Origin of the sequence: Micromonospora sp. H61 (genome assembly GCF_018070325.1) — a bacterium.
Taxonomy (GTDB): domain Bacteria; phylum Actinomycetota; class Actinomycetes; order Mycobacteriales; family Micromonosporaceae; genus Micromonospora; species Micromonospora salmantinae.
In genome coordinates, this window is sequence record NZ_JAGPXY010000070.1 from 14,932 (window position 1) to 34,533 (window position 19,602).

Consider the following 19,602-nt stretch of genomic DNA (forward strand, 5'->3'; position numbering starts at 1 on the left):
ACGCCCTGCCCGACCTGCGCACCCGCCACGCTACCGACAGTGCGGTCTCCGGTGGCCGGAACCGGCTCGGCCCGAACGGTCGGGGCCGCGGACGTGAAACGGCCCCCCGCCAACGCTGAGCGTCGGCAGGGGGCCGTCCTACGAGCAGTGGATCAGCGGAGCCAGGGGATGTTGCGGTCGAGCAGACCGCGCTCCTTGAGCTCCTTGCGCAGCGGGATCTCGTCGTCGACGTACCCGTCCCAGTTGATGCCCCAGTAGTTGGCGGTGTGGGTGCCCTCGCCGATCAGCTGGCGCTGAACGGGGGTGCGGTTGCGGTACCACTCGCCGTTCACGTCGGGGTGCAGCTCGTCCAGCGGACGGATCCACCGGTAGGTGTAGCCGACGAAGAGCATCTTGCGGGTGATGGTCGACAGGTTCGTCGACCGCGAGTGCCACTGCCGGCGGTCGAAGATGAAGGCGTCGCCCGGGTTGGCGGTGATCTCCACCGTGCCCTCCGGGTCGGGGTTCTGCACTGTGAGGTCCGCCGGCCGGGGCAGCGAGTTCTTCAGGTGGCTGCCCGGGATGACCTTGGTGGCGCCGCGGCCGGTCTCGGAGAGGTCCGACAGCACGTACGCGACCTTCAGCGAGAACATCGGCCGAGGCAGGTTCGGGTCCATCGTCTCCGGGTCGGAGTTCTGCCGGTACCCGTCCTGGTGCCAACCCCAGTACGGCTTCTCCGGCTCGGCGGCCGGTGGGGTGACGTCCAGGTGGTTGTGGTGGGTGTAGATGTTCCAGCCGGCCAGCCCCCACATGTACGGGAAGGCGATCGGGTGGGTCAGCAGCTCACCGAAGAGCTCGTCGCGCTCCAGGAAGCCCAGCAGGTGCAGGGTGCCGTCCTTCTTGGTGGTGCCCTTGGCCTGCTCCTCCGCGTAGACGCGGTCGACCGCCGCCTCCAGCGCCGCCCGGTGGTCCTCCGTCAGGACGTTGCGCAGCAGGAGGAAACCCTGCTCGTGGAACTCCTTGCGGTCAATGTCGCTGATCGGTTCGTAACCGGTCCGGTCGCCGTAATCGAACACCGCGTCGTACCCCTCCCCATGAGGTGAAACCTTTTCTGGCACAGGCCGCCGATCGTAACGCGGCGGCCCAGGCATCGGGGAGGGTGTGGTGCGGGATTGGGCCACGGCGGGACCCCACGCAGCGAGAGAAACGCACAGAGTGAGATCGGAGTGATCAATAGTGCGATTCGGTGGGAATTGCCCGATTGTGCGGTGACTGCCGGTTAAGAGATCCGGGTCGGTCAACCCTCGTCGAACACCTCGGCGACCACCTGGCCGGCGCGGTTCTGCCGGCCGTCCACCCGGCCCCACGAGCCGTCGCGGGCCGTCCACTCCAGGTCGCCGAAGCGGACCCGCTTCACACCGTGGTCCTGGGCGTGCGAGACCAACCAGTGCGCGTACCGCCAGCCGTCACGCTGGTCGCCCGGAGTCACCGCCAGCCCGGTCGGGTCGGTCGGGTCGGTGCCCTTGAGCCCCCAGTCGAGCACCAGGTTGCGGGTCAGTTGCGCGGCCGCCGCCGCGCCGTGCATCGCCGGGGTGCGTCCCACCGAGCAGGCGACCGCGCCGCTGGCGTCGCCGAGCAGGGCCCGGCTGAGCACCTCGGAGTCGTCTGCCCACTTCTGGTACGCCTCGGGGAACGCCGAGCGCTGCACCCGCTGGGCGGCGTCGGTGACCCGCATCTCCTCCCAGCCGCGCACCTTCTTGAGGGCCGCGTAGAACCGGTTGGCCGCGTAACGCGGGTCGCGGATCTGCGCCGGAGTGCCCCAGCCCTGGCTTGGCCGCTGCTGGAACAGGCCGATCGAGTCGCGGTCGCCGTTGGCGAGGTTGCGCAGCCCGGACTCCTGGTACGCGGTGGCGAGCGCGACCACGACGGCCCGCTCGGGCATTCCACGCTTCGCGCCGATCGCGGCGATGGTCGCCGCGTTGGCCATCTGGTCGGCGTCCAGGGCGACCCGTCCGTCGGCCTGCACTGTGCACTTCCGCGTCACCAGCGGCAACGTGAGGTTGTCGCCGACCTGCCGTACGACGAGCCAGATCGCGATCACGGCGACGAGGATGAGCACCACTCCACCCGCCACGGTTGCCCGAGTTCGCACCCACACCCCCAGATCGACAGTTCGCCAAGCGTACGTCCCCGCAGGCCCTTCCCGGGTCGTCCGTGTGGTTCGGGCCAAACCTGGCCGACTCCGACCGGTTCGGGGTCGGCTCCGCTGTCGCGTACCGGTTGGCGACGTTCCCGCTCCGGTGGCGATCTCACCTGCCAGTCGTTCTGTCGCCCTTCCCGGTGCGGGCTGTCGTGACGGGGGCGCCGCCGAACGACGGTGGCACCCCGATCATCAGTCGTCGAGAGCGGGCACCCAGCGCGCCGGTCGCTTCTCGCGGAACGCGGTGACCCCCTCGCGCCCCTCGTCGGAGAGGAAGAAACCGGTCGAGACGGCGGAGAGTCGGGCCAGGTCGGCGCGCAGCTCGGCGGTACCCGGTCGGCGCAGCAGCTCCTTGGCGCCGGCCAGCGCCCCGGGCGCGCCGCGCACCAGCGAGTCGCAGTAGCCCCGTACCGCGCCGTCCAACCCGTCCGCCGGGACCGAGGCCGTCACCAGGCCGATCTCGGCGGCCCGGCGACCGTCGAAGGTGTCCCCGGTCAGGTACAGCTCGGCGGCGGCGCGGGGGTGCAGCCGGGGCAGCACTGTCGCCGAGATGACCGCCGGGATCACCCCGATGCGCACCTCGGTGAACGCGAACGTCGCCTCGTCGGCGCAGACCGCCAGGTCGGCGGCGGCGATCAGGCCCAGCCCACCGGCCCGCGCCGGCCCGCCGACCCGAGCCAGCACCGGCTTCGGGCACTCCCACAGCGCCGCGAGCACGTCACCCAGCATTCCGGCCGGCACCGTCCCGCTGGCGTACGCCGCGGCGGTCTCCTTCAGGTCCGCGCCGGAGCAGAAGACCGGGCCGGTGTGGTCGAGCACGATCACGCGGACCGCCTCGTCGGCGACCGCGTCCGCCAGCCCGGCCAGCAGTTGGGTCATCAGGCCGGTGGAGAGCGCGTTGCGGTTGTGTGGGCTGTCCAGGGTGAGGGTGGTCACCCCACGGGCCGTGGCGACCCGCACGAGGACGTCGGGAGAGGTCATGCCGGGCACACTAGTGGCCATGCCCGGCGTCCTTCCAGATGGTGAGACCGTCCCCGTCGACGGATCGTTGCCCGCCACCGCCACCGCGGCGGTCGGCGCGCGCGGCTTCGGCGTGTACGTGCACGTGCCGTTCTGCGCCAGCCGCTGCGGATACTGCGACTTCAACACCTACACCGCCGCCGAACTGGGCGGCGGTGCCAGCCGCGAGGGGTACGCGGACACGGTGCTGGCCGAGCTGAGGCTCGCCGCCCGGGTGCTCGGCGACACCCCGCCGCCCCGGGTCGACACCGTCTTCGTCGGTGGCGGCACGCCCACCCTGCTCCCCGCCGACGACCTGGCCCGCATCCTCGACGGCATCGACCGCACCTGGGGGCTGGCCGCCGACGCCGAGGTGACCACCGAGGCCAACCCCGAGTCGGTCACCCCGGAATCGTTGAAGCTGCTGCGGGCCGCCGGCTACACCCGGATCTCGCTGGGCATGCAGTCCGCCTCCCCGGGGGTGCTGGCGATCCTGGACCGCAAACACAGCGCCGGCCGGGCCACCGCCGCCGCCCTGGAGGCGCGCGACGCCGGGTTCGAGCACGTCAACCTGGACCTGATCTACGGCACCCCGGGGGAGCGGGCCGAGGACTTCGCCGCCTCGCTGGAGCAGGTCGTCGCCGCCGGGGTGGACCACGTCAGCGCCTACGCCCTGATCGTCGAGGACGGCACCCGGCTCGCCGCCCGGATGCGACGCGGCGAGCTGGCGTACCCCAGTGACGACGTGGCCGCGGACCGCTACCTGGCCGCGGAGGCCGCGCTCGACGCGGCCGGTCTCTCCTGGTACGAGGTCTCCAACTGGGCCCGCACCGAGGAGGCCCGCTGCCGGCACAACCTGCTCTACTGGACCGGCGCGGACTGGTGGGGGCTGGGGCCGGGGGCGCACAGCCACGTGGGTGGGGTGCGCTGGTGGAACGTGAAACACCCCTCGGCGTACGCCCAGCGGTTGGCCGCCGGCGCGTCTCCCGGCCTGGCCCGGGAGGTGCTGACTGTCGACGAGGCGCACATGGAGGACGTGATGCTCCGGCTGCGGCTGGCCAGCGGCCTCCCGTTGGCGGTGCTCGATGCCACCGGCCGGGCCGGCGCCGAGCGGGCGCTGGCCGGCGGTCTACTGGCCGCCGACGAGTACGCCGCCGGCCGGGCGGTGCTCACACTGCGCGGGCGGCTGCTCGCCGACGCGGTCGTCCGCGATCTGCTGCCCTGAGTGGCCCACCGCCCCCGGGGCCGGGACAGCGGCGAACCGGTCCGGCCGGGGGAGCGGCCGGCCCGGTTCACTTGATGAAGTTGGCAGTCATCGGGTAGCGGTACGGGGTGCCCTCGTTGGCCTTGATGCCGGCGATGATCCCGAACAGGATCTGGATCACCACGACGGCGATGCTGGGCAGGAAGAGCAGGCACCAGCTCACGAAGAGCAGCACGAACGCGATGATCGACCAGAGGATCTGGAAGTTCAGGGCGGCGAGGGCGTGCGCCCGGACGGTCGGCGACTGCTGGCCGCGGGCCAGGTAGGCGATCAGCGGGGCGACGAAGCCCAGCGGACCGAAGCTGACCAGCGCGCCGAGAGCGCCGCCGAAGTGCGCGACCAACGCCCAGGTCTTGTCCTCGTTGTTGGCGTAGCCGCCGCCGGGGCCGCCGTAGGCCCCACCGGCCGGATAGCCGCCGGGCGGTGGGTAGCCCCCGGGCGGGGGGTAGCCGCCTGCCGGAGGGTAGCCGCCTGACGGCGGTTGGTCACCGGTGGGCGGCGGATAGCCACCGGCCGGGGGATAGCCGGCCGGGCCGGGCGCCCCGGACAGTGGTGCGGTGGGTGGCTCGGCCGACGGGGACGGGCCTGGGGAGGTGGGCTCCGGCGGGTAGTTGCCGGGGTCGCCCGACCCGGGAGGGCGAGGAGGTTCAGTCATGGATGTCACGGTAGGTGCCAGTGGCAACGCCGCACCAGAGCGACACCGCCCGGCAGTGTGGGCCGATCGGCCCAACGCCGGTGGCGTGGGCCGCACCGACGGGTGGCCGTTGATCATCGCGTCGGGGGGCCCGCCGACGTAGACTGGCACTCGTTACAGTCGAGTGCCAGGACGGCCCGGCCGGCCCAGAGCGCCGGCGGCCGACGTGCGACAGGAGGTGCGGAGGATGGGTCTCGACGACCGGAAACTCGCAGTGCTCCGCGCCATCGTCGAAGACTACGTCTCCACCCAGGAGCCGGTCGGCAGCAAGGCGCTGGTCGAGCGGCACCAGCTCGGGGTCTCCCCGGCCACGGTCCGCAACGACATGGCCGTGCTGGAGGAGGAGGGCTACATCCGGCAGCCGCACACCAGTGCCGGCCGGGTGCCCACCGACCGCGGCTATCGCCTCTTCGTCGACCGGTTGTCCCGGGTCAAGCCGCTCAGCCCGGCCGAGCGCCGGGCCATCGAGCGATTCCTGGTCGGCGCTGTCGACCTCGACGACGTGGTGCACCGCACAGTGCGGTTGCTCGCCCAGCTGACCCGGCAGGTCGCCGTCGTGCAGTACCCGAGCCTGGCCCGCTCCTCGGTGCGTCACCTGGAGCTGGTGCCGATCTCCACCACCCGGCTGATGCTCGTCATGATCGCCGACACCGGGCGGGTGGAGCAGCGACTCGTGGAGCTGCCCGGGCCGGTGCCCGCCGCCGACGTCACCGACCTGCGCCGCCTGATCAACGAGAAGCTCGCCAACGCCCGGCTGTCCGAGACGCCACCGCTGGTGCAGGCGCTGGTCGAGGAAGCGCCGACCGGCCTGCGTCCGACAATGACCACGCTCGCCACCGTCCTGCTGGAGACGCTCGTCGAGCGGCACGAGGAGCGGATCGCGCTCGCCGGCACCGCGAACCTCACCCGGGGTGGCCTGCTCGACTTCCAGGGCTCCCTGCGGCCGATCCTCGAGGCTCTGGAGGAGGAGGTCGTGCTGCTCAAGCTCATCGGTGAGACCGAGCCGAGCACGACCCGGGTGCTGATCGGCGACGAGAACGAGTTCGACAACCTGCGCGCCGCCTCGGTGGTCAGCACCGGGTACGGCCCGGGCACCACCATCGTGGGCGGCCTGGGGGTGCTGGGGCCCACCCGGATGGACTACCCCGGCAACATCGCCACGGTACGCGCCGTGGCACGCTACGTGGGCGAGTTGCTGGCCCAGAACTGATTGGTCAGGGCCGATGCGGCCGGCTGCGGCCGCCGACCGGCGCAACGCGAGACGAACATGAGGACACGGAACGCAGTGGCCAGGGACTACTACGGCATTCTCGGTGTGAGCCGGGAAGCCTCCGACGACGAGATCAAGCGCGCCTACCGCAAGCTGGCGCGTCAGTTCCACCCGGACGTCAATCCGGACCCGGAGGCTCAGGAGAAGTTCAAGGACATCAACGCCGCGTACGAGGTCCTCTCGGACGACCGTAAGCGGCAGATCGTCGACCTGGGTGGCGACCCGCTCGCCCCGGGTGGCGGCGGCGCCGGCGGCCCGGGTGGCCCCGGAGGCGCCGGCCCGTTCGTCGGTTTCCAGGACATCATGGACGCGTTCTTCGGCGGTGCCGGAGGTGGTGCCCGTGGCCCACGGCCGCGTACCCGCCCGGGCGCCGACGCGATCCTGCGGCTCGAACTCGACCTGCACGAGACGGCCTTCGGCGTCGAGGCTCCGATCACCGTCGACACCGCAGTGCTCTGCACCACCTGCTCCGGCGCTGGCACGGCCGCCGGCACGCACCTGGCGACCTGCGAGGCGTGCGGCGGTCGGGGCGAGGTGCAGTCGGTGCAGCGCACCTTCCTCGGCCAGGTGGTCTCCGCCCGGCCGTGCACCGTGTGCCAGGGCTACGGCACCACCATCCCGCACCCCTGCCCCACCTGCGCCGGCGACGGCCGGGTGCGGACCCGCCGTTCGCTGACCGTCAAGATCCCGGCCGGCGTCGAGGACGGCATGCGGATCCGGCTGGCCCAGCAGGGCGAGGTGGGCCCCGGCGGCGGCACCGCCGGCGACCTCTACGTGGAGATCCACGAGCGGCCGCACGACGTGTACTCCCGCAAGGGCGACGACCTGCACTGCCGGGTCACAGTGCCGATGACGGCGGCGGCGCTGGGCACCCGGCTGACCATCAAGACGCTGGACAGCGAAGAGACCGTCGACGTCAAGGCCGGCACCCAGCCGGCCAGCACGCTGCGACTGCGCGCCCGGGGCGTGCCGCACCTGCGCGGCACCGGCCGAGGCGACCTCTACGTGCACCTGGACGTGCGGACGCCGACCAAGCTCGACCCGGACCAGGAGAAGATGCTGCGCGACTTCGCCAAGACCCGTGGTGAGGAGGTCGCCGAGCTGTCCAAGCAGGGCGGCTTCTTCTCCCGGATGCGCGACGCGTTCAACGGGCACGCCTGAGGTGTCCGCACCGCTGTTCCTGGTGGAGGCGCTGCCCACCGGCGACGCGCTGACCCTGGACGGCCCGGAGGGGCACCACGCCGCCACCGTGCAGCGGTTGCGCGTCGGCGAGGAGCTGCTGCTCGCCGACGGCCGGGGCGGCACCTCCGCCGCCGTGGTCACGGCCGTCGGCCGGGGCAGCCTGGAGGTCACCATCACCTCCCGGGGGTACGCGGACGCGCCCGTACCCCGTCTGGTGACAGTGCAGGGCATCGCCAAGGGCGACCGGGGTGAACTGGCCGTGCAGGCGATGACCGAGGTCGGGGTGGACGAGATCGTGCCCTGGGCGGCCTCGCGTTCGGTGACCCAGTGGCGCGGCGACCGGGGCGTACGCGCCCGGGAGAAGTGGGTGGCCACCGCCCGGGAGGCGGCCAAGCAGGCCCGCCGGCCGTGGCTGCCGGTGGTGGCCGGTGCGCCGGACGAGTCCACTGCCACTGTGGCCCGTCGGATCGCCGGTGCCGCCGCCGCGTTCGTGCTGCACGAGGAGGCCGAAGACCGGCTCACCACCGCCGAGTTGCCCTCCACCGGAGAGATCGTGCTGGTGGTCGGCCCGGAGGGGGGCATCGCCCCGGCCGAGCTGACCGCCTTCGCCGAGGCCGGCGGGCGACCCGTACGCCTCGGACCGGCCGTGCTGCGCACCTCCACCGCCGGGGTGGCGGCCCTCAGCGTGCTCGCCGCCCGCCTCGGCCGCTGGTGACAGTGGGCTTTGGCTGGGTTCAGGGCCGGGGAAACACCGGCACCACCTCTTCCTCCGGCCCCAGGTCCAGCCCGGCCGGCCCGATGATCTGCGGGTCCGGTGCGCCGACCTCGCCTGGAGCAGCCGCTTGTCACGGTCGTACTCTTCGCGGTCCAGTCGCTCGTCGTACGGGTAGTCCTCGCGCCAGGTCTCGACGGGGGTGCCGTCGGGGCGGAGCAGGACAGGATCGTCGTCGTGGCCATCGGCCACCCGGTAGTCGGCGGTGAGGTCCAGCAGCGCGAGGTCGGCCATGTCGGTGGGACTTACCCTCCCGCGAACCGCCAACCACCTCCCCGGCCGGGTGATCCGCCGGCGGTCGCACGAGAGCCCGCCGCGGACGGTCCAATGGCTGACAATCGATCAACCCTTGTGGATGGTCGCGCGTACCCTGGCGCGGTGCTCGCTGCCGAGGCTCCGAAGATCACCGACTGGATGCAGGCGTGGGGAAGTGTCGTCGGCCTGCTGCTGTCGGGTCTTGCCGCAATGGCCACCTGGCTGCTCTTTCGCCATGAGATCCAGGTGCGGCGAGAGGAACAACGCGACAATGAGGCAGCTCAGGCGCGGCTGATCGTTCCGGTGTTGAACGACCTGCCTCGGGGTCTTGATGAGGTGCGAAGCTTCACGATTGCAAATTACAGTGGCGTGCCGTTCTATGACCTTCGGGTCATGCTCCTCTGGAGGGAGCGGTTGATAGGCAACTATCCGTCCGCTCTCCACGTCCTGATGGAAGAGGTCGCGGGGAGCTTCTCCTATCTGGCGGTGCCAGGGGTTGACGTCGCGGGGATCGCCAAGACCGGCGATCTGGCCATCGGAGTCTATTTCACCGACGCTTCTGGTTTGCGCTGGAGCAAACTCAACCGTGAGCCACCGACTCGGGTGCAAAGCGATGACCGCTGGAGCCAAATTACTGGTCGTGAACAGCAACGTGCAGCGGCGAGAGCGAGGCTGGAAAAGGAGATGACGCTGCGGGCGATGGCCCGTCGAAACAAATCAAGGTTCCGGTTTGCAGCCTCGATCGCCGCAGTTGTTGCTGTGGCGGTCTTCTTGGCCTTCCTCATCTACAGGTAGGCACGCCTACCCACGTCACTGTCATCCGCTTCGCGTTGTCGGGTCAGCTGCGCAGGTAGGAGGCCCCGTTGAGGTCGACGATCGTGCCGGAGGCCCACTCGGCCTGCGGCGAGGCCAGCCAGTGCACGGCGGCGGCGATCTCCTCCGGTTGGCCCACCCGGTCGAACGGGCTCTGCGCCCGGATGGCCGCGCCCCGCTCGCCGCGCAGGTGTTCGGTGGTCATGTCGGTCGCCACGAAGCCCGGCGCGACGGTGGCGACAGTGATGCCGTACGGCGCGAGCGCCACGGCGAGGGACTGGCCCAGCGCGTTCAGCCCCGCCTTGCTGGCGCCGTACGCCGGCTGCTCCGGCTCGCCGCGGAACGCGCCACGGGACGAGACGTTGACGATCCGCCCGCCGCGTTCGCGCATGTGCTGGGCGGCGCACCAGGTGGCGTTACCGGCGCCGGTCAGGTTGGTCTCCAGCACCTGCCGCCAGCGCTTCTGCCACTCCTCGTACGAGGCGCCGAAGATCGGGTGCGGGTCGTCGCGGTCGCCGTACGTCCCGGCGTTGTTGACAAGCACGTCCAGCCCGCCGAGCAGTTCGGCGGCCCGGTCGACCATGGCCCGGACCGCGTCCGGATCGGTGAGGTCGGCGCGGACCACCACGTGCCCGGTGCCCGGAAGCTGCGCGCGCAGTTCCTCGGCCGCGTCGGCGGAGTCGCGGTGGTGGATGGCCACCCGGTCGCCGCCGGCCGCGAACGCCTTCGCCACGGCGCGGCCGATCCCGCGCGAGGCCCCGGTCACGAGTACCGCCCGATCCGTCATGCCGGCCATCCTGCCTCAGCCGTGCCTCCCCTGCTAACGGGCCGGCGGCGCATGCTGCACCGGAGCACCCCCGGCCCGTTAGTCCTTACACTGCCCCGATGGGATCCGACTGCCTGTTCTGCCGCATCGTCGCCGGGGAGATCCCGGCCACCGTGGTCCGGGAGACCGACACCACGCTCGCCTTCCGCGACATCGACCCGAAGGCGCCGGTGCACGTCCTGGTCATTCCGAAGGAGCACTACGCCGACGTCGCCACGCTCGCCCAGGGCGACCCGGCGCTGGCCGCCGACGTGCTGGCGACGTCCGCCGCCGTGGCCGAGGACGAGGGACTGCTCGGCGACGGCTTCCGGCTGATGTTCAACACCGGCGCGTACGGCGGGCAGGAGGTGTTCCACGTGCACGCGCACCTGCTCGGTGGTGCGCCGCTCGGCCCGATGCTCGCCCGGGACCTGGCGTGACCCCAGGTGCGGCGCCTGGCTCTCGGGTGAACGAGCACCTGGACCGGTTGGTCCGGCGGGTGCAGGCCGACGCCCGGGTGCCCGCGGTGTCGGCGGCGCTGCACCGGGCAGACCGACCGCTCTGGAGCCGCACCGTCGGCGAGACCGGCACCGACAGCCCCCTGGGGGCGGGCACCCAGTTCCGGATCGGCTCGATCACCAAGACGTTCACCGCGGTGCTGGTCCTGCAGTGCCGCGACGACGGGTTGCTGGACCTGGACGACCCGGTGGGCCGGCACCTGGACCTCCCGGCGCACGGCGAGCTGACCGTACGCCGGTTGCTGTCGCACACCGGTGGGCTGCAACGCGAGCCGTTCGGTGATGTGTGGGACAGCCTGCGCGCGCCGGACGACCACCAACTGGTCGCCGAGCTGGACCGGGCCGAGCGGGTGCTGCCGGCCGGCCGGCGGTTCCACTACTCCAACCTGGGCGTGGCCGTGCTCGGCCAACTCGTCGCCCGGCTCCGGGGCGGCAGCTGGGCGCAGGCGCTCGCCGAGCGGATCCTGACGCCGCTGGGGCTGACCGACACCAGTGTGACCCCACGGCCGACGGCGGCCACCGGGTTCCTGGTCGACGCGTACTCCGACGAGGCGCACCCGGAACCGCCGACCGACTTCGGCGCGGTCGGCCCGGCCGCCCAGCTCTGGAGCACCGCTACCGACATGGCCCGCTGGGCGGCGTTCCTGGCCGACCCGGTGGCGCTGGACCCGGCCGGCGCGGTCCTCGCCCCGGCCACCCTGGACGAGATGCGCTGGCCGCTGACCACCACCGACGAGACGCTCTGGGGCGCGGGCTTCGGGCTCGGGCTGATCCTGATCCCGCAGGGGGAACGGGTGATGCACGTGGGGCACGACGGGGCGATGCCCGGGTTCCTCGCCGGGGCGTACGGCCGCCGCGGCGGTGACGGCACACCCGGCGCGATGGGCGCCGCTGTGCTCGGCTCGTCCGGCACGGCGACCGAACTGTTCGACCTGTCGCACCGGCTGCTCGCCGCCGCGGTCGAGCACGACCCGGCCGAGATCGAGCCCTGGCGGCCCGGCGCACCCGCGCCGACGGCCCTGCGGGGTGCGCTCGGTCGCTGGTGGGGCGAGGGCTCCGAGTACGTCTTCTCCTGGCACGACGGCACCCTCCGAGCGCGTGGGGTCGGTGACCCGGCCGGACGTCCGCCGGCGATCTTCACGCCGCTGGCAGACCAGCCGGACGTGTTCCGGGTGGTCTCCGGTCGGGAGGTCGGTGAGCTGCTGCGGCTGACCCGGGACGGGGCCGGCGCGGTGGTCCGGATGCACTGGGCGACCTACCGGTTCACCCGCCACCAGGAGACCTTCGACAGGTACGACTTCCGGGCCGGGAGTTGATCGCGGCCAGCGGAAATGGGCGCGATGCGGCCCGCGTTGAACCGATACGATGGGTGTAACGTCCGCACGCCAGGCCAGGAGGCCGGCGCCGAGATCGAGAGCAGGTGGCGCAGGGCCCTTCGGCCCAACCTATGACCGGCACCCCACCTCCCGGCCCGCCCCGGGTGCAGACCAGGATCACCGTGCCCGACCCGAAGATCATGGTCAATCTGCTCGGCGCAGGCGACGAGATCCTCAGACTCGTCGAACGCTCGGTCACCAGTGACGTGCACGTCCGCGGCAACGAGATCACCATCACCGGTGACCCTGCGGACAACGCCCTCGCCGAGCGGGTCTTCAGCGAGCTCCTCGAACTCATCGAGAAAGGCGAGACCCTGACCACTGACGCCGTCCGGCGTACCGTCGGCATGCTCGAGCAGGGCAGCGCCGAGCGGCCCGCCGAGGTCCTGACACTCAACATCCTCTCCCGGCGCGGGCGCACCATCCGCCCCAAGACGCTCGGGCAGAAGAAGTACGTCGACGCGATCGACACCCACACCATCGTCTTCGGCATCGGCCCGGCCGGCACCGGAAAGACCTACCTGGCGATGGCGAAGGCAGTCCAGGCGTTGCAGGCCAAGCAGGTCAACCGGATCATCCTCACCCGGCCGGCGGTCGAGGCGGGCGAGCGACTGGGCTTCCTGCCCGGCACGCTCAACGAGAAGATCGACCCGTACCTGCGTCCGCTCTACGACGCGCTGCACGAGATGCTCGACCCGGAGACGATCCCGAAGCTGATGGCCCAGGGGACGATCGAGGTCGCCCCGCTGGCCTACATGCGGGGTCGTACGCTCTCTGACGCGTTCATCATCCTGGACGAGGCGCAGAACACGACGCCCGAGCAGATGAAGATGTTCCTCACCCGACTCGGCTTCAACTCCAAGATCGTCGTGACCGGTGACATCACCCAGGTGGACCTTCCCGGCGGGACGAGCAGCGGCCTGCGGGTGGTTCGGGAGATCCTGGAAAACGTCGATGACGTGCACTTCTCCCAGTTGTCCAGCTCCGACGTGGTCCGCCACCAGCTGGTCGGGGAGATCGTCGACGCGTACGCCCGCTGGGACGCCGAGCGGGAGAACCAGCAGGCGCAGGGCGTTCACGCCGTGCCTGGGCGACCCGCCCAGGGCGGCCGGGCCGGCCGCCGCCGCTAAAGCAGAGGAAAGCAGTTGTCCATCGAGATCGCCAACGAGTCCGGCGTCGACGTCGACACCGACGCCGTGCTCGCCGTCGCCCGGCACGCCCTCGACGAGATGGGGGTCAACCCCCTCGCCGAGCTGTCAGTGCTGCTTGTCGACATCGACTACATGACCGAGCTGAACCACCGCTGGATGGGTGGCGACGGCCCGACCGACGTGCTCGCCTTCCCCATGGACGAGGGCAGCGTCGACCACGGCCCGGGTGAGTCCGCACCGGCCGGCGGCGAGCCCGCACTGCTCGGCGACATCGTGCTCTGCCCGGAGGTGGCGGCCAAGCAGGCGGCGACCGCCGGGCACGCACCGGCCGACGAGCTGCACCTGCTCACCGTGCACGGTGTGCTGCACCTGCTCGGCTACGACCACGCCGAGCCGGAGGAGGAGCGGGAGATGTTCGCACTCCAGGCTCGGCTGCTGGCGAGCTGGCGGTCGACCCGCACCCAGTGATGTCCACTCCTCCGTTACTCGCGGCCGGCGCCACCGCCGGCCTTCCCGACTTTCAGCTGATCGTCTTCGCGGCCGGTCTGGTGGTGCTGGCCGGCCTGATCGCGATGACCGAGGCTGCCCTCGCCGCGGTCTCACCGGCCCGAGCCGCCGAGCTGGCCCGCGACGGCGTGCGCGGCGCCCGTACCCTCCAGGTCGTGGCCGGCGACGTCGTCCGGCACCTCAACCTGCTCCTGCTGTTGCGGCTGCTCGCCGAGCTGACCGCCACCACACTGGTGGCGCTTGTGGCGGTGGACAGCTTCGGCGCCGGCTGGCGGGCCGCGCTGGTGACCGCCGGCGCGATGACAGTGGTCAGCTTCGTGGTGGTGGGCGTCGCACCACGCACCATCGGCCGGCAGCACGCCTACGCCGTGGGTCGTGCGGTGGCGCCGCTGGTCCGCTGGCTGGGCCGGGCGCTCAACCCGCTCGCGTCGCTGCTGATCCTGATCGGCAACGCGGTCACCCCGGGGCGCGGCTTCCGGGAAGGTCCGTTCGCCACCCAGGTGGAGCTGCGGGAGCTGGTCGACCTCGCCGAGCAGCGCGGCGTGGTCGAGCACGGCGAACGCCAGATGATCCACTCCGTCTTCGCGCTCGGCGACACCATCGCCCGTGAGGTGATGGTGCCGCGTACCGAGATGGTGTGGATCGAGGAGGGCAAGACGCTCGCGCAGGCGCTGGCGCTCTTCCTGCGCTCCGGTTTCTCCCGCATCCCGGTGATCGGCGAGAGCGTCGACGACGTGCTGGGGGTGCTCTACCTCAAGGACCTGATCCGGCGCTCCCGTGGCGGGGACCCGGGAGCCGAGCAGTTGCCGGTGGCCGAGCTGATGCGCCCGGCGACCTTCGTACCGGAGTCCAAGCCGGTCGACGACCTGCTGTCCGAGATGCAGGCGGCCCGCAACCACCTGGTCATCGTGGTCGACGAGTACGGCGGCACCGGCGGTCTGGTCACCATCGAGGACATCCTCGAGGAGATCGTCGGCGAGATCACCGACGAGTACGATGTCGAGCGCCCGCCCGTCGAACGTCTGGCGGACTCCTCGGTGCGGGTGACCGCTCGCCTGCCGGTGGAGAATCTCGGCGAGATGTTCGACACCGACCTGCCCACCGACGAGGTGGAGACGGTCGGCGGTCTGCTCGCCCAGTCGCTGGGGCGGGTGCCGATCCCGGGTGCCGAGGCCGAGGTCGCCGGTCTCCGCCTGGTCGCCGAGGGCACCACCGGCCGGCGCAACCGGATCGACACCGTCCTGGTCAGTCGGGTGGAGCCGGGCGATGAGCAGGACACCGCGGGGCGCGGCGAGCACACCGGCTCCGGGGACGACACTGACAACTATCGAGACGACGAGAGGCAACCCGCCGATGCCTGACACACCCGCCGCGCCTGCCGCCCGGCCCACCCCCACCGCGTCGGGCGCGTTGAGCGCCGAGGACGGCAAGCTCGTCGTCCTGGCCCGGGGAGCCCGCGCGCGGGTCGGTGCCGTCGAGGGCGCCGCGGTCCGCGACCAGGACGGCCGGACGTACGCGGCGGCCAGTGTCGCGCTGCCGTCGCTGACGCTCACCGCGTTGCAGTTGGCGGTCGCTTCAGCCGTGGCGGCCGGGGCGAGTCGGCTGGAGGCGGCGGTGGTGGTGACCGAGGCGTCGACGCTGGATGGTGCCGGGCACGCTGCGGTACGGGACCTCGCGGCGGACGCACCGGTCCACGTGGCCGCTCCGGACGGCACGGTCCTCGGCACGGTGACCCAGTGAGCCCGGTGCAGGATCCGCAGGCGCGCCCGTACCGGGCCGGGTTCGGCTGCTTCGTCGGTCGCCCCAACGCCGGCAAGTCGACGCTGACGAACGCCATCGTCGGCACCAAGATCGCCATCACCTCGAACAAGCCGCAGACCACCCGGCACGTCATCCGGGCGGTGCTGCACCGACCGGAGTCGCAGCTGGTCCTCGTCGACACGCCGGGCCTGCACCGCCCCCGTACGCTGCTCGGCGAACGCCTCAACGACCTGGTCCGGTCCACCTGGACCGAGGTCGACGTGATCGGCCTGTGCATCCCCGCCGACGAGCCGGTCGGGCGCGGTGACCGGTTCATCACCGGCGAGTTGGCCGAGTTGAAGGCGACAGTGCTGGCGGTGGTCACCAAGACCGACCTGGTGGACAAGCGTCGCCTGGCGGAGCAGCTGCTGGCGGTCAGCAAGATGGGGGAGTTCGCCGAGATCGTGCCGGTGAGCGCGGTGTCCGGGCACCAGGTGGACACCCTCGTCGACGTGATGACCAAGTACCTGCCGCCGTCGCCGCAGCTCTACCCGGACGACATGCTCACCGACGATCCCGAGCAGGTGCTGGTCGCCGAGCTGATCCGGGAGGCCGCCCTGGAGGGGGTCCGCGACGAGCTGCCGCACTCCATCGCCGTGGTGGTGGAGGAGATGATCCCCGAGGGTCAGGTCATGAAGATCTACGCCGACCTGTACGTGGAGCGGCCCAGCCAGAAGGCCATCGTGCTCGGGCACAAGGCGAGCCGGCTCAAGGAGGTCGGCACCAACGCCCGCAAGCAGATCGAGGAACTGCTCGGCGGTCGGGTCTACCTCGACCTGCACGTACGGGTGGCGAAGGATTGGCAGCGCGACCCGAGGCAACTGCGCAAGCTGGGCTTCTGACCCACCTCGTCTGCGGTGCCCGACCGGCGGCACTATCGCCTTCGGTCGGGCAGCCGGGGATGTTCACGCCCGGTCGAGGTAGCTGTCGTCTGGTGCGGGTGCCACGCAGGGTCGGGCCGACCGGGCGGTTGCCCTGCTCAACCGGCGGGCGCTCACCGTCCACCTCTGGCACATGCCGTTCGTGGTGGCGCTCACTCCGCTGGTCGACGTGGTGGGCTGGTCCCACCAGGACCCGGTGGGCCTGGCCATCCGGGTACTGCTGGTCTTCGCCCTGGTCGGGGCCAGCGTCGAGATCAACGCTCGCTGATCGTGAGGTTGCCGCTGTTGGCCGAACCGTCGAGCACCAGGGACGCCGCCGGGTTGTCGGCGACGGTGACGGTCTCGTCGCCGGAGTCGGCGTTGGACCGGACCCGGTAGCTGCCCTCCGGCACCACCAGCGTGACGTCACCGCTGGAGGCGTGGACCCGGGCCGAGGCGGGCTTGTCCAGCTCCACGTTGACATTGCCCGAGCTGGCCTCGGCGTCGACGGTGCCGCCCAGCCGGCGTGCCGTGATGTCTCCCGACGAGGCGCGCAGCCGTACCGCCGCGGTGGCCTCGTTCACCTCGATGTTGCCCGAGCGTGCCTCCACCCCGACCGCGCCCGACGCACCCGAGATCCGCACGTCGCCCGAGCTTACCTGCAGCTCCACGGTGCCGACCCGGCTCAGCTCGACGTTGCCGGAGCTGGTCTCGCCCTGCACCGCCACACCCTCCGGCACCGTCACCTCGTAGGAGATGCTGCACCGCGAGCCACAGTCGGTGTCCAGCACCAGCTCGCTGCCCTTGATCTCGTAGCGGGTGTTGTCCGGTTCACCGCCCTGGTAGCGAACCACTCGCTTGATCCGCACCTCGGACGCCGGGCCGGTGCCGCGGACCACCACGTCGCCCGAGCCCCCGGAGACCCGCACCGTGGTGATCCGGACCGCCTCGGTGTTGTCGTAGTCGAGCCGACGGAACGACAGGTTGTCGCACCCGGCGAGCACGATGAGGGTGGTGGCGAGCCCTAGCGCGACGGGAGCGGCGACGCGACGGCGGCGGGGGGTGGTGGTCGGGTGCAGTGCCATGACCAGCACGCTACGGCCGAGCACGAGGTGGCCGCATCGGGGTTCATCCGCGCTTGCACCCCGAACCAACCCTGATTTCACACCCCGAGGGAGAATGGCCCGATGGCCGGGTATCGCCGACAGCTCTACCGCGACGACGCGGTGGTGTTGCGTGTGCAGAAGCTCGGCGAGTCCGACCGGATCATCACCCTGCTCACCCGCCGGCACGGCCGGCTGCGCGCGGTGGCTCGAGGGATCCGCCGCACCACCAGCAAGTTCGGTGCCCGCCTGGAGCCGTTCGGCCACGTCGACCTCCAGCTCGCCGGTGACCCGAAGGGCAACCACGGCAGTTCTCTGCACACAGTGAGCCAGGTCGAGGGCATCGAGCTGTACGGCAAACGGTTCCTGGGCGACTATCCGCGCTACACGGCGGCCAGCGCGATCGCCGAGACCGCCGAGCGGCTGACCCCGGTGGAACGGGAGCCGTCGCTGCGGCTGTTCCAGCTCACCATCGGCGCGCTGAAGGCGCTGTCCCGGGGCGAGCACGCCACCACCCTGGTGCTCGACGCGTACCTGCTGCGCGGAATGTCCCTGGCCGGCTGGGCGCCGGCGCTGGTCGCCTGCGCGGTCTGCGGCACGCCCGGGCGGCACCGGGCGTTCTCGGTGCCGGCCGGCGGCGCGGTCTGCCCGGATTGTCGGCCTCCCGGGGCGGCTCATCCCGCCCCCGCCACCATCGATCTGATGTCCGCGCTGACCTCCGGCGACTGGGTGATCGCCGACGCCACCGACACCGCCGTACGTCGGGAGTGCAGCGGGCTTGTCGCGGCTCACCTGCAGTGGCACCTGGAGCGCGCGCTACGCTCGCTGCCGCTGGTCGACCGGGGTTCCTCGGCGGCCGGCACGGCCCCGCCGCCGGAGGGCACCGGGGCCGTGGTGCTCCGGCCACGTGGCGACGTCGAGGCTGGGGCGGACGGCGCGAACAGGGAGTGACCGAGTGATTCGATCGAAGAAGGCCGGCCGGCGCGAGCCGACGCCGCCGGTGCCACACCCGTCCGGGGCCCGCCCCCCGGCGCTGCCCACCGATGCGGTGCCGAAGCACGTGGCGGTGGTGATGGACGGCAACGGCCGCTGGGCCAAGGACCGCGGGCTGCCCCGCACCAAGGGGCACGAGGCGGGGGAGCACAGCCTCTTCGACACCATCGAGGGCGCCATCGAGATGGGCATCCCGTACCTGTCTGCGTACGCGTTCTCCACCGAGAACTGGCGGCGCTCGCCCGACGAGGTCCGGTTCCTGATGGGGTTCAACCGGGACGTGATCCGTCGCCGCCGTGACCAGTTGGTCGACCTGGGCGTACGGGTGGTGTGGTCGGGCCGGCCCGGTCGGCTGTGGAAGAGCGTCATCTCCGAGTTGCAGACCGCCGAGGAGATGTCCCGCGACAACTCGACGCTGACCCTGCAGTTCTGCGTCAACTACGGCGGGCAGGCCGAGATCGGTGACGCCGCCGCCGCGATCGCGCGGGACGTGGCGGCCGGCCGGCTGGATCCGGCGAAGGTCACCGAGAAGACCGTGGCGAAGTACCTCTACCACCCTGAGATCCCGGAGGTGGACCTGTTCCTGCGCCCCTCCGGGGAGGAGCGGATCTCCAACTTCCTGCTCTGGCAGACCGCGTACGCCGAGTTGGTCTTCCTGGACACGCTCTGGCCCGACTTCGACCGCCGCCACCTGTGGTACGCGTGCGAGTTGTACGCCCAGCGGGACCGACGCTTCGGCGGCGCGTTGCCCAACCCGGTCGCTCCGGTTATCTGAGCCGACGCGCTTACCCGCACGTCACTCTGGGTATCAGAGACGTCAGAAGCCACTGACGGAGGTGAACCCACATGATCCAGAAGCGCATTGCCCAGTGGGCGGTGATGGCTATCGCGGTGCCGCTGGCCGCGGCCGGCGCTCGCCGGCTCAGCCACACCCTGGAGGCCCGGCGTGGTCCCTCCGGGGCGACCCGGTTGCTGACCAAGGGTGCGGACCTGATCCGTCCGCAGAAGGCCAAGCGCCGCCGCTTCTTCTGACCAACCCACCCCAACTGTCTCCGGCGCCC

21 protein-coding genes and 1 pseudogene are annotated in these 19,602 nt (G+C 71.6%); 16 read left to right on the plus strand and 6 right to left on the minus strand.

The genetic code is table 11. From position 1 onward, the window contains the following. Window positions 1-152: 152 nt before the first annotated feature. The 3 genes from KBX08_RS26565 to KBX08_RS26575 form a co-directional block, all read right to left on the minus strand. A complete protein-coding gene (locus KBX08_RS26565) occupies window positions 153-1,055 on the minus strand; it encodes a phytanoyl-CoA dioxygenase family protein (RefSeq protein ID WP_112604298.1) in 903 nt (300 codons plus the stop codon). 221 nt (window positions 1,056-1,276) lie between these two features. Further along, window positions 1,277-2,137 carry a hypothetical protein gene (locus KBX08_RS26570; RefSeq protein ID WP_210786081.1) on the minus strand — a complete coding sequence of 287 codons (861 nt, stop codon included), beginning with the start codon at window positions 2,135-2,137 and terminating at the stop codon, window positions 1,277-1,279. 234 nt (window positions 2,138-2,371) lie between these two features. Continuing rightward, the gene (locus KBX08_RS26575) at window positions 2,372-3,160 is read right to left on the minus strand and encodes an enoyl-CoA hydratase-related protein (RefSeq protein WP_210786082.1); all 789 of its coding nucleotides are present in this window, start codon (window positions 3,158-3,160) and stop codon (window positions 2,372-2,374) included. A gap of 19 nt (window positions 3,161-3,179) precedes the next feature. Between KBX08_RS26575 and hemW the strand changes: the two genes are divergently transcribed. Next, a complete protein-coding gene (gene hemW, locus KBX08_RS26580) occupies window positions 3,180-4,403 on the plus strand; it encodes a radical SAM family heme chaperone HemW (protein ID WP_210786092.1) in 1,224 nt (407 codons plus the stop codon). Between the two features lie 67 nt (window positions 4,404-4,470). On the opposite strand, the gene KBX08_RS26585 is transcribed toward hemW, so the two are convergent. Further along, complete coding sequence (locus KBX08_RS26585; RefSeq protein WP_112677223.1) at window positions 4,471-5,097, minus strand: DUF4870 domain-containing protein; 627 nt, start codon at window positions 5,095-5,097, stop codon at window positions 4,471-4,473. 226 nt (window positions 5,098-5,323) lie between these two features. Between KBX08_RS26585 and hrcA the strand changes: the two genes are divergently transcribed. The 4 genes from hrcA (at window position 5,324) to KBX08_RS26605 (ending at window position 9,410) form a co-directional block, all read left to right on the plus strand. Continuing rightward, the gene (gene hrcA / locus KBX08_RS26590) at window positions 5,324-6,346 is read left to right on the plus strand and encodes a heat-inducible transcriptional repressor HrcA (RefSeq protein WP_203124700.1); all 1,023 of its coding nucleotides are present in this window, start codon (window positions 5,324-5,326) and stop codon (window positions 6,344-6,346) included. Between the two features lie 75 nt (window positions 6,347-6,421). After that, window positions 6,422-7,567 carry a molecular chaperone DnaJ gene (dnaJ, locus tag KBX08_RS26595; protein ID WP_181518639.1) on the plus strand — a complete coding sequence of 382 codons (1,146 nt, stop codon included), beginning with the start codon at window positions 6,422-6,424 and terminating at the stop codon, window positions 7,565-7,567. A 1-nt stretch (window position 7,568) separates the two neighbouring features. Further along, window positions 7,569-8,303 carry a 16S rRNA (uracil(1498)-N(3))-methyltransferase gene (locus tag KBX08_RS26600; RefSeq protein ID WP_210786083.1) on the plus strand — a complete coding sequence of 245 codons (735 nt, stop codon included), beginning with the start codon at window positions 7,569-7,571 and terminating at the stop codon, window positions 8,301-8,303. 435 nt (window positions 8,304-8,738) lie between these two features. After that, window positions 8,739-9,410: a hypothetical protein gene (locus KBX08_RS26605; RefSeq protein ID WP_210786084.1), complete on the plus strand. Its 672-nt coding sequence runs from the start codon at window positions 8,739-8,741 to the stop codon at window positions 9,408-9,410. Between the two features lie 43 nt (window positions 9,411-9,453). Here the strand turns inward: KBX08_RS26605 and KBX08_RS26610 are convergent, their stop codons facing one another. Continuing rightward, window positions 9,454-10,215 carry an SDR family NAD(P)-dependent oxidoreductase gene (locus KBX08_RS26610; protein ID WP_210786085.1) on the minus strand — a complete coding sequence of 254 codons (762 nt, stop codon included), beginning with the start codon at window positions 10,213-10,215 and terminating at the stop codon, window positions 9,454-9,456. Between the two features lie 98 nt (window positions 10,216-10,313). Between KBX08_RS26610 and KBX08_RS26615 the strand changes: the two genes are divergently transcribed. From KBX08_RS26615 to KBX08_RS26650, 8 genes and pseudogenes are all read left to right on the plus strand, one after another. Beyond that, window positions 10,314-10,673 carry a histidine triad nucleotide-binding protein gene (locus KBX08_RS26615; protein ID WP_088988083.1) on the plus strand — a complete coding sequence of 120 codons (360 nt, stop codon included), beginning with the start codon at window positions 10,314-10,316 and terminating at the stop codon, window positions 10,671-10,673. A gap of 26 nt (window positions 10,674-10,699) precedes the next feature. Further along, the gene (locus KBX08_RS26620) at window positions 10,700-12,067 is read left to right on the plus strand and encodes a serine hydrolase domain-containing protein (RefSeq protein ID WP_307850659.1); all 1,368 of its coding nucleotides are present in this window, start codon (window positions 10,700-10,702) and stop codon (window positions 12,065-12,067) included. Window positions 12,068-12,198: 131 nt separating this feature from the next. After that, window positions 12,199-13,257: a PhoH family protein gene (locus tag KBX08_RS26625; protein ID WP_210786087.1), complete on the plus strand. Its 1,059-nt coding sequence runs from the start codon at window positions 12,199-12,201 to the stop codon at window positions 13,255-13,257. 15 nt (window positions 13,258-13,272) lie between these two features. After that, window positions 13,273-13,746, plus strand: coding sequence for an rRNA maturation RNase YbeY (gene ybeY, locus KBX08_RS26630; protein ID WP_030491788.1), 474 nt, complete (start codon window positions 13,273-13,275; stop codon window positions 13,744-13,746). Then, window positions 13,722-15,146 carry a hemolysin family protein gene (locus tag KBX08_RS26635; RefSeq protein WP_210786093.1) on the plus strand — a complete coding sequence of 475 codons (1,425 nt, stop codon included), beginning with the start codon at window positions 13,722-13,724 and terminating at the stop codon, window positions 15,144-15,146. Before ybeY ends, KBX08_RS26635 begins: the two co-directional genes overlap by 25 nt. Next, complete coding sequence (locus KBX08_RS26640; RefSeq protein ID WP_112619633.1) at window positions 15,139-15,525, plus strand: cytidine deaminase; 387 nt, start codon at window positions 15,139-15,141, stop codon at window positions 15,523-15,525. Before KBX08_RS26635 ends, KBX08_RS26640 begins: the two co-directional genes overlap by 8 nt. Before the next feature lie 5 nt (window positions 15,526-15,530). Then, complete coding sequence (gene era / locus KBX08_RS26645) at window positions 15,531-16,427, plus strand: GTPase Era (protein WP_372494829.1); 897 nt, start codon at window positions 15,531-15,533, stop codon at window positions 16,425-16,427. A 121-nt stretch (window positions 16,428-16,548) separates the two neighbouring features. Further along, window positions 16,549-16,716, plus strand: a pseudogene (locus tag KBX08_RS26650) (acyltransferase); the annotation flags it as partial. Between the two features lie 4 nt (window positions 16,717-16,720). On the opposite strand, the gene KBX08_RS26655 reads toward KBX08_RS26650, so the two are convergent. Beyond that, a complete protein-coding gene (locus tag KBX08_RS26655) occupies window positions 16,721-17,530 on the minus strand; it encodes a DUF4097 family beta strand repeat-containing protein (protein WP_210786089.1) in 810 nt (269 codons plus the stop codon). Window positions 17,531-17,632: 102 nt separating this feature from the next. Here KBX08_RS26655 and recO point away from each other — a divergent pair, with 102 nt between their 5' ends. The 3 genes from recO (at window position 17,633) to KBX08_RS26670 (ending at window position 19,573) form a co-directional block, all read left to right on the plus strand. Further along, window positions 17,633-18,499 (plus strand): DNA repair protein RecO, encoded by an 867-nt coding sequence (gene recO, locus KBX08_RS26660; protein WP_210786090.1) that lies wholly within the window; start codon window positions 17,633-17,635, stop codon window positions 18,497-18,499. Between the two features lie 4 nt (window positions 18,500-18,503). Continuing rightward, window positions 18,504-19,316 (plus strand): isoprenyl transferase, encoded by an 813-nt coding sequence (locus KBX08_RS26665; RefSeq protein WP_210786091.1) that lies wholly within the window; start codon window positions 18,504-18,506, stop codon window positions 19,314-19,316. Between the two features lie 71 nt (window positions 19,317-19,387). Continuing rightward, a complete protein-coding gene (locus KBX08_RS26670; protein WP_030336441.1) occupies window positions 19,388-19,573 on the plus strand; it encodes a hypothetical protein in 186 nt (61 codons plus the stop codon). Window positions 19,574-19,602: the final 29 nt, after the last annotated feature.

Bases quoted from the DNA above. Each gene is read 5' to 3' on its own strand.
- KBX08_RS26575 (WP_210786082.1), bottom strand. From the start codon at position 3,160: ATGACCTCTCCCGACGTCCTCGTGCGGGTCGCCACGGCCCGTGGGGTG.
- hemW (WP_210786092.1), top strand. From the start codon at position 3,180: ATGCCCGGCGTCCTTCCAGATGGTGAGACCGTCCCCGTCGACGGATCG.
- KBX08_RS26585 (WP_112677223.1), bottom strand. From the start codon at position 5,097: ATGACTGAACCTCCTCGCCCTCCCGGGTCGGGCGACCCCGGCAACTAC.
- hrcA (WP_203124700.1), top strand. From the start codon at position 5,324: ATGGGTCTCGACGACCGGAAACTCGCAGTGCTCCGCGCCATCGTCGAA.
- KBX08_RS26610 (WP_210786085.1), bottom strand. From the start codon at position 10,215: ATGACGGATCGGGCGGTACTCGTGACCGGGGCCTCGCGCGGGATCGGC.
- KBX08_RS26615 (WP_088988083.1), top strand. From the start codon at position 10,314: ATGGGATCCGACTGCCTGTTCTGCCGCATCGTCGCCGGGGAGATCCCG.
- KBX08_RS26625 (WP_210786087.1), top strand. From the start codon at position 12,199: ATGACCGGCACCCCACCTCCCGGCCCGCCCCGGGTGCAGACCAGGATC.
- KBX08_RS26640 (WP_112619633.1), top strand. From the start codon at position 15,139: ATGCCTGACACACCCGCCGCGCCTGCCGCCCGGCCCACCCCCACCGCG.
- KBX08_RS26655 (WP_210786089.1), bottom strand. From the start codon at position 17,530: ATGGCACTGCACCCGACCACCACCCCCCGCCGCCGTCGCGTCGCCGCT.
- recO (WP_210786090.1), top strand. From the start codon at position 17,633: ATGGCCGGGTATCGCCGACAGCTCTACCGCGACGACGCGGTGGTGTTG.
- KBX08_RS26670 (WP_030336441.1), top strand. From the start codon at position 19,388: ATGATCCAGAAGCGCATTGCCCAGTGGGCGGTGATGGCTATCGCGGTG.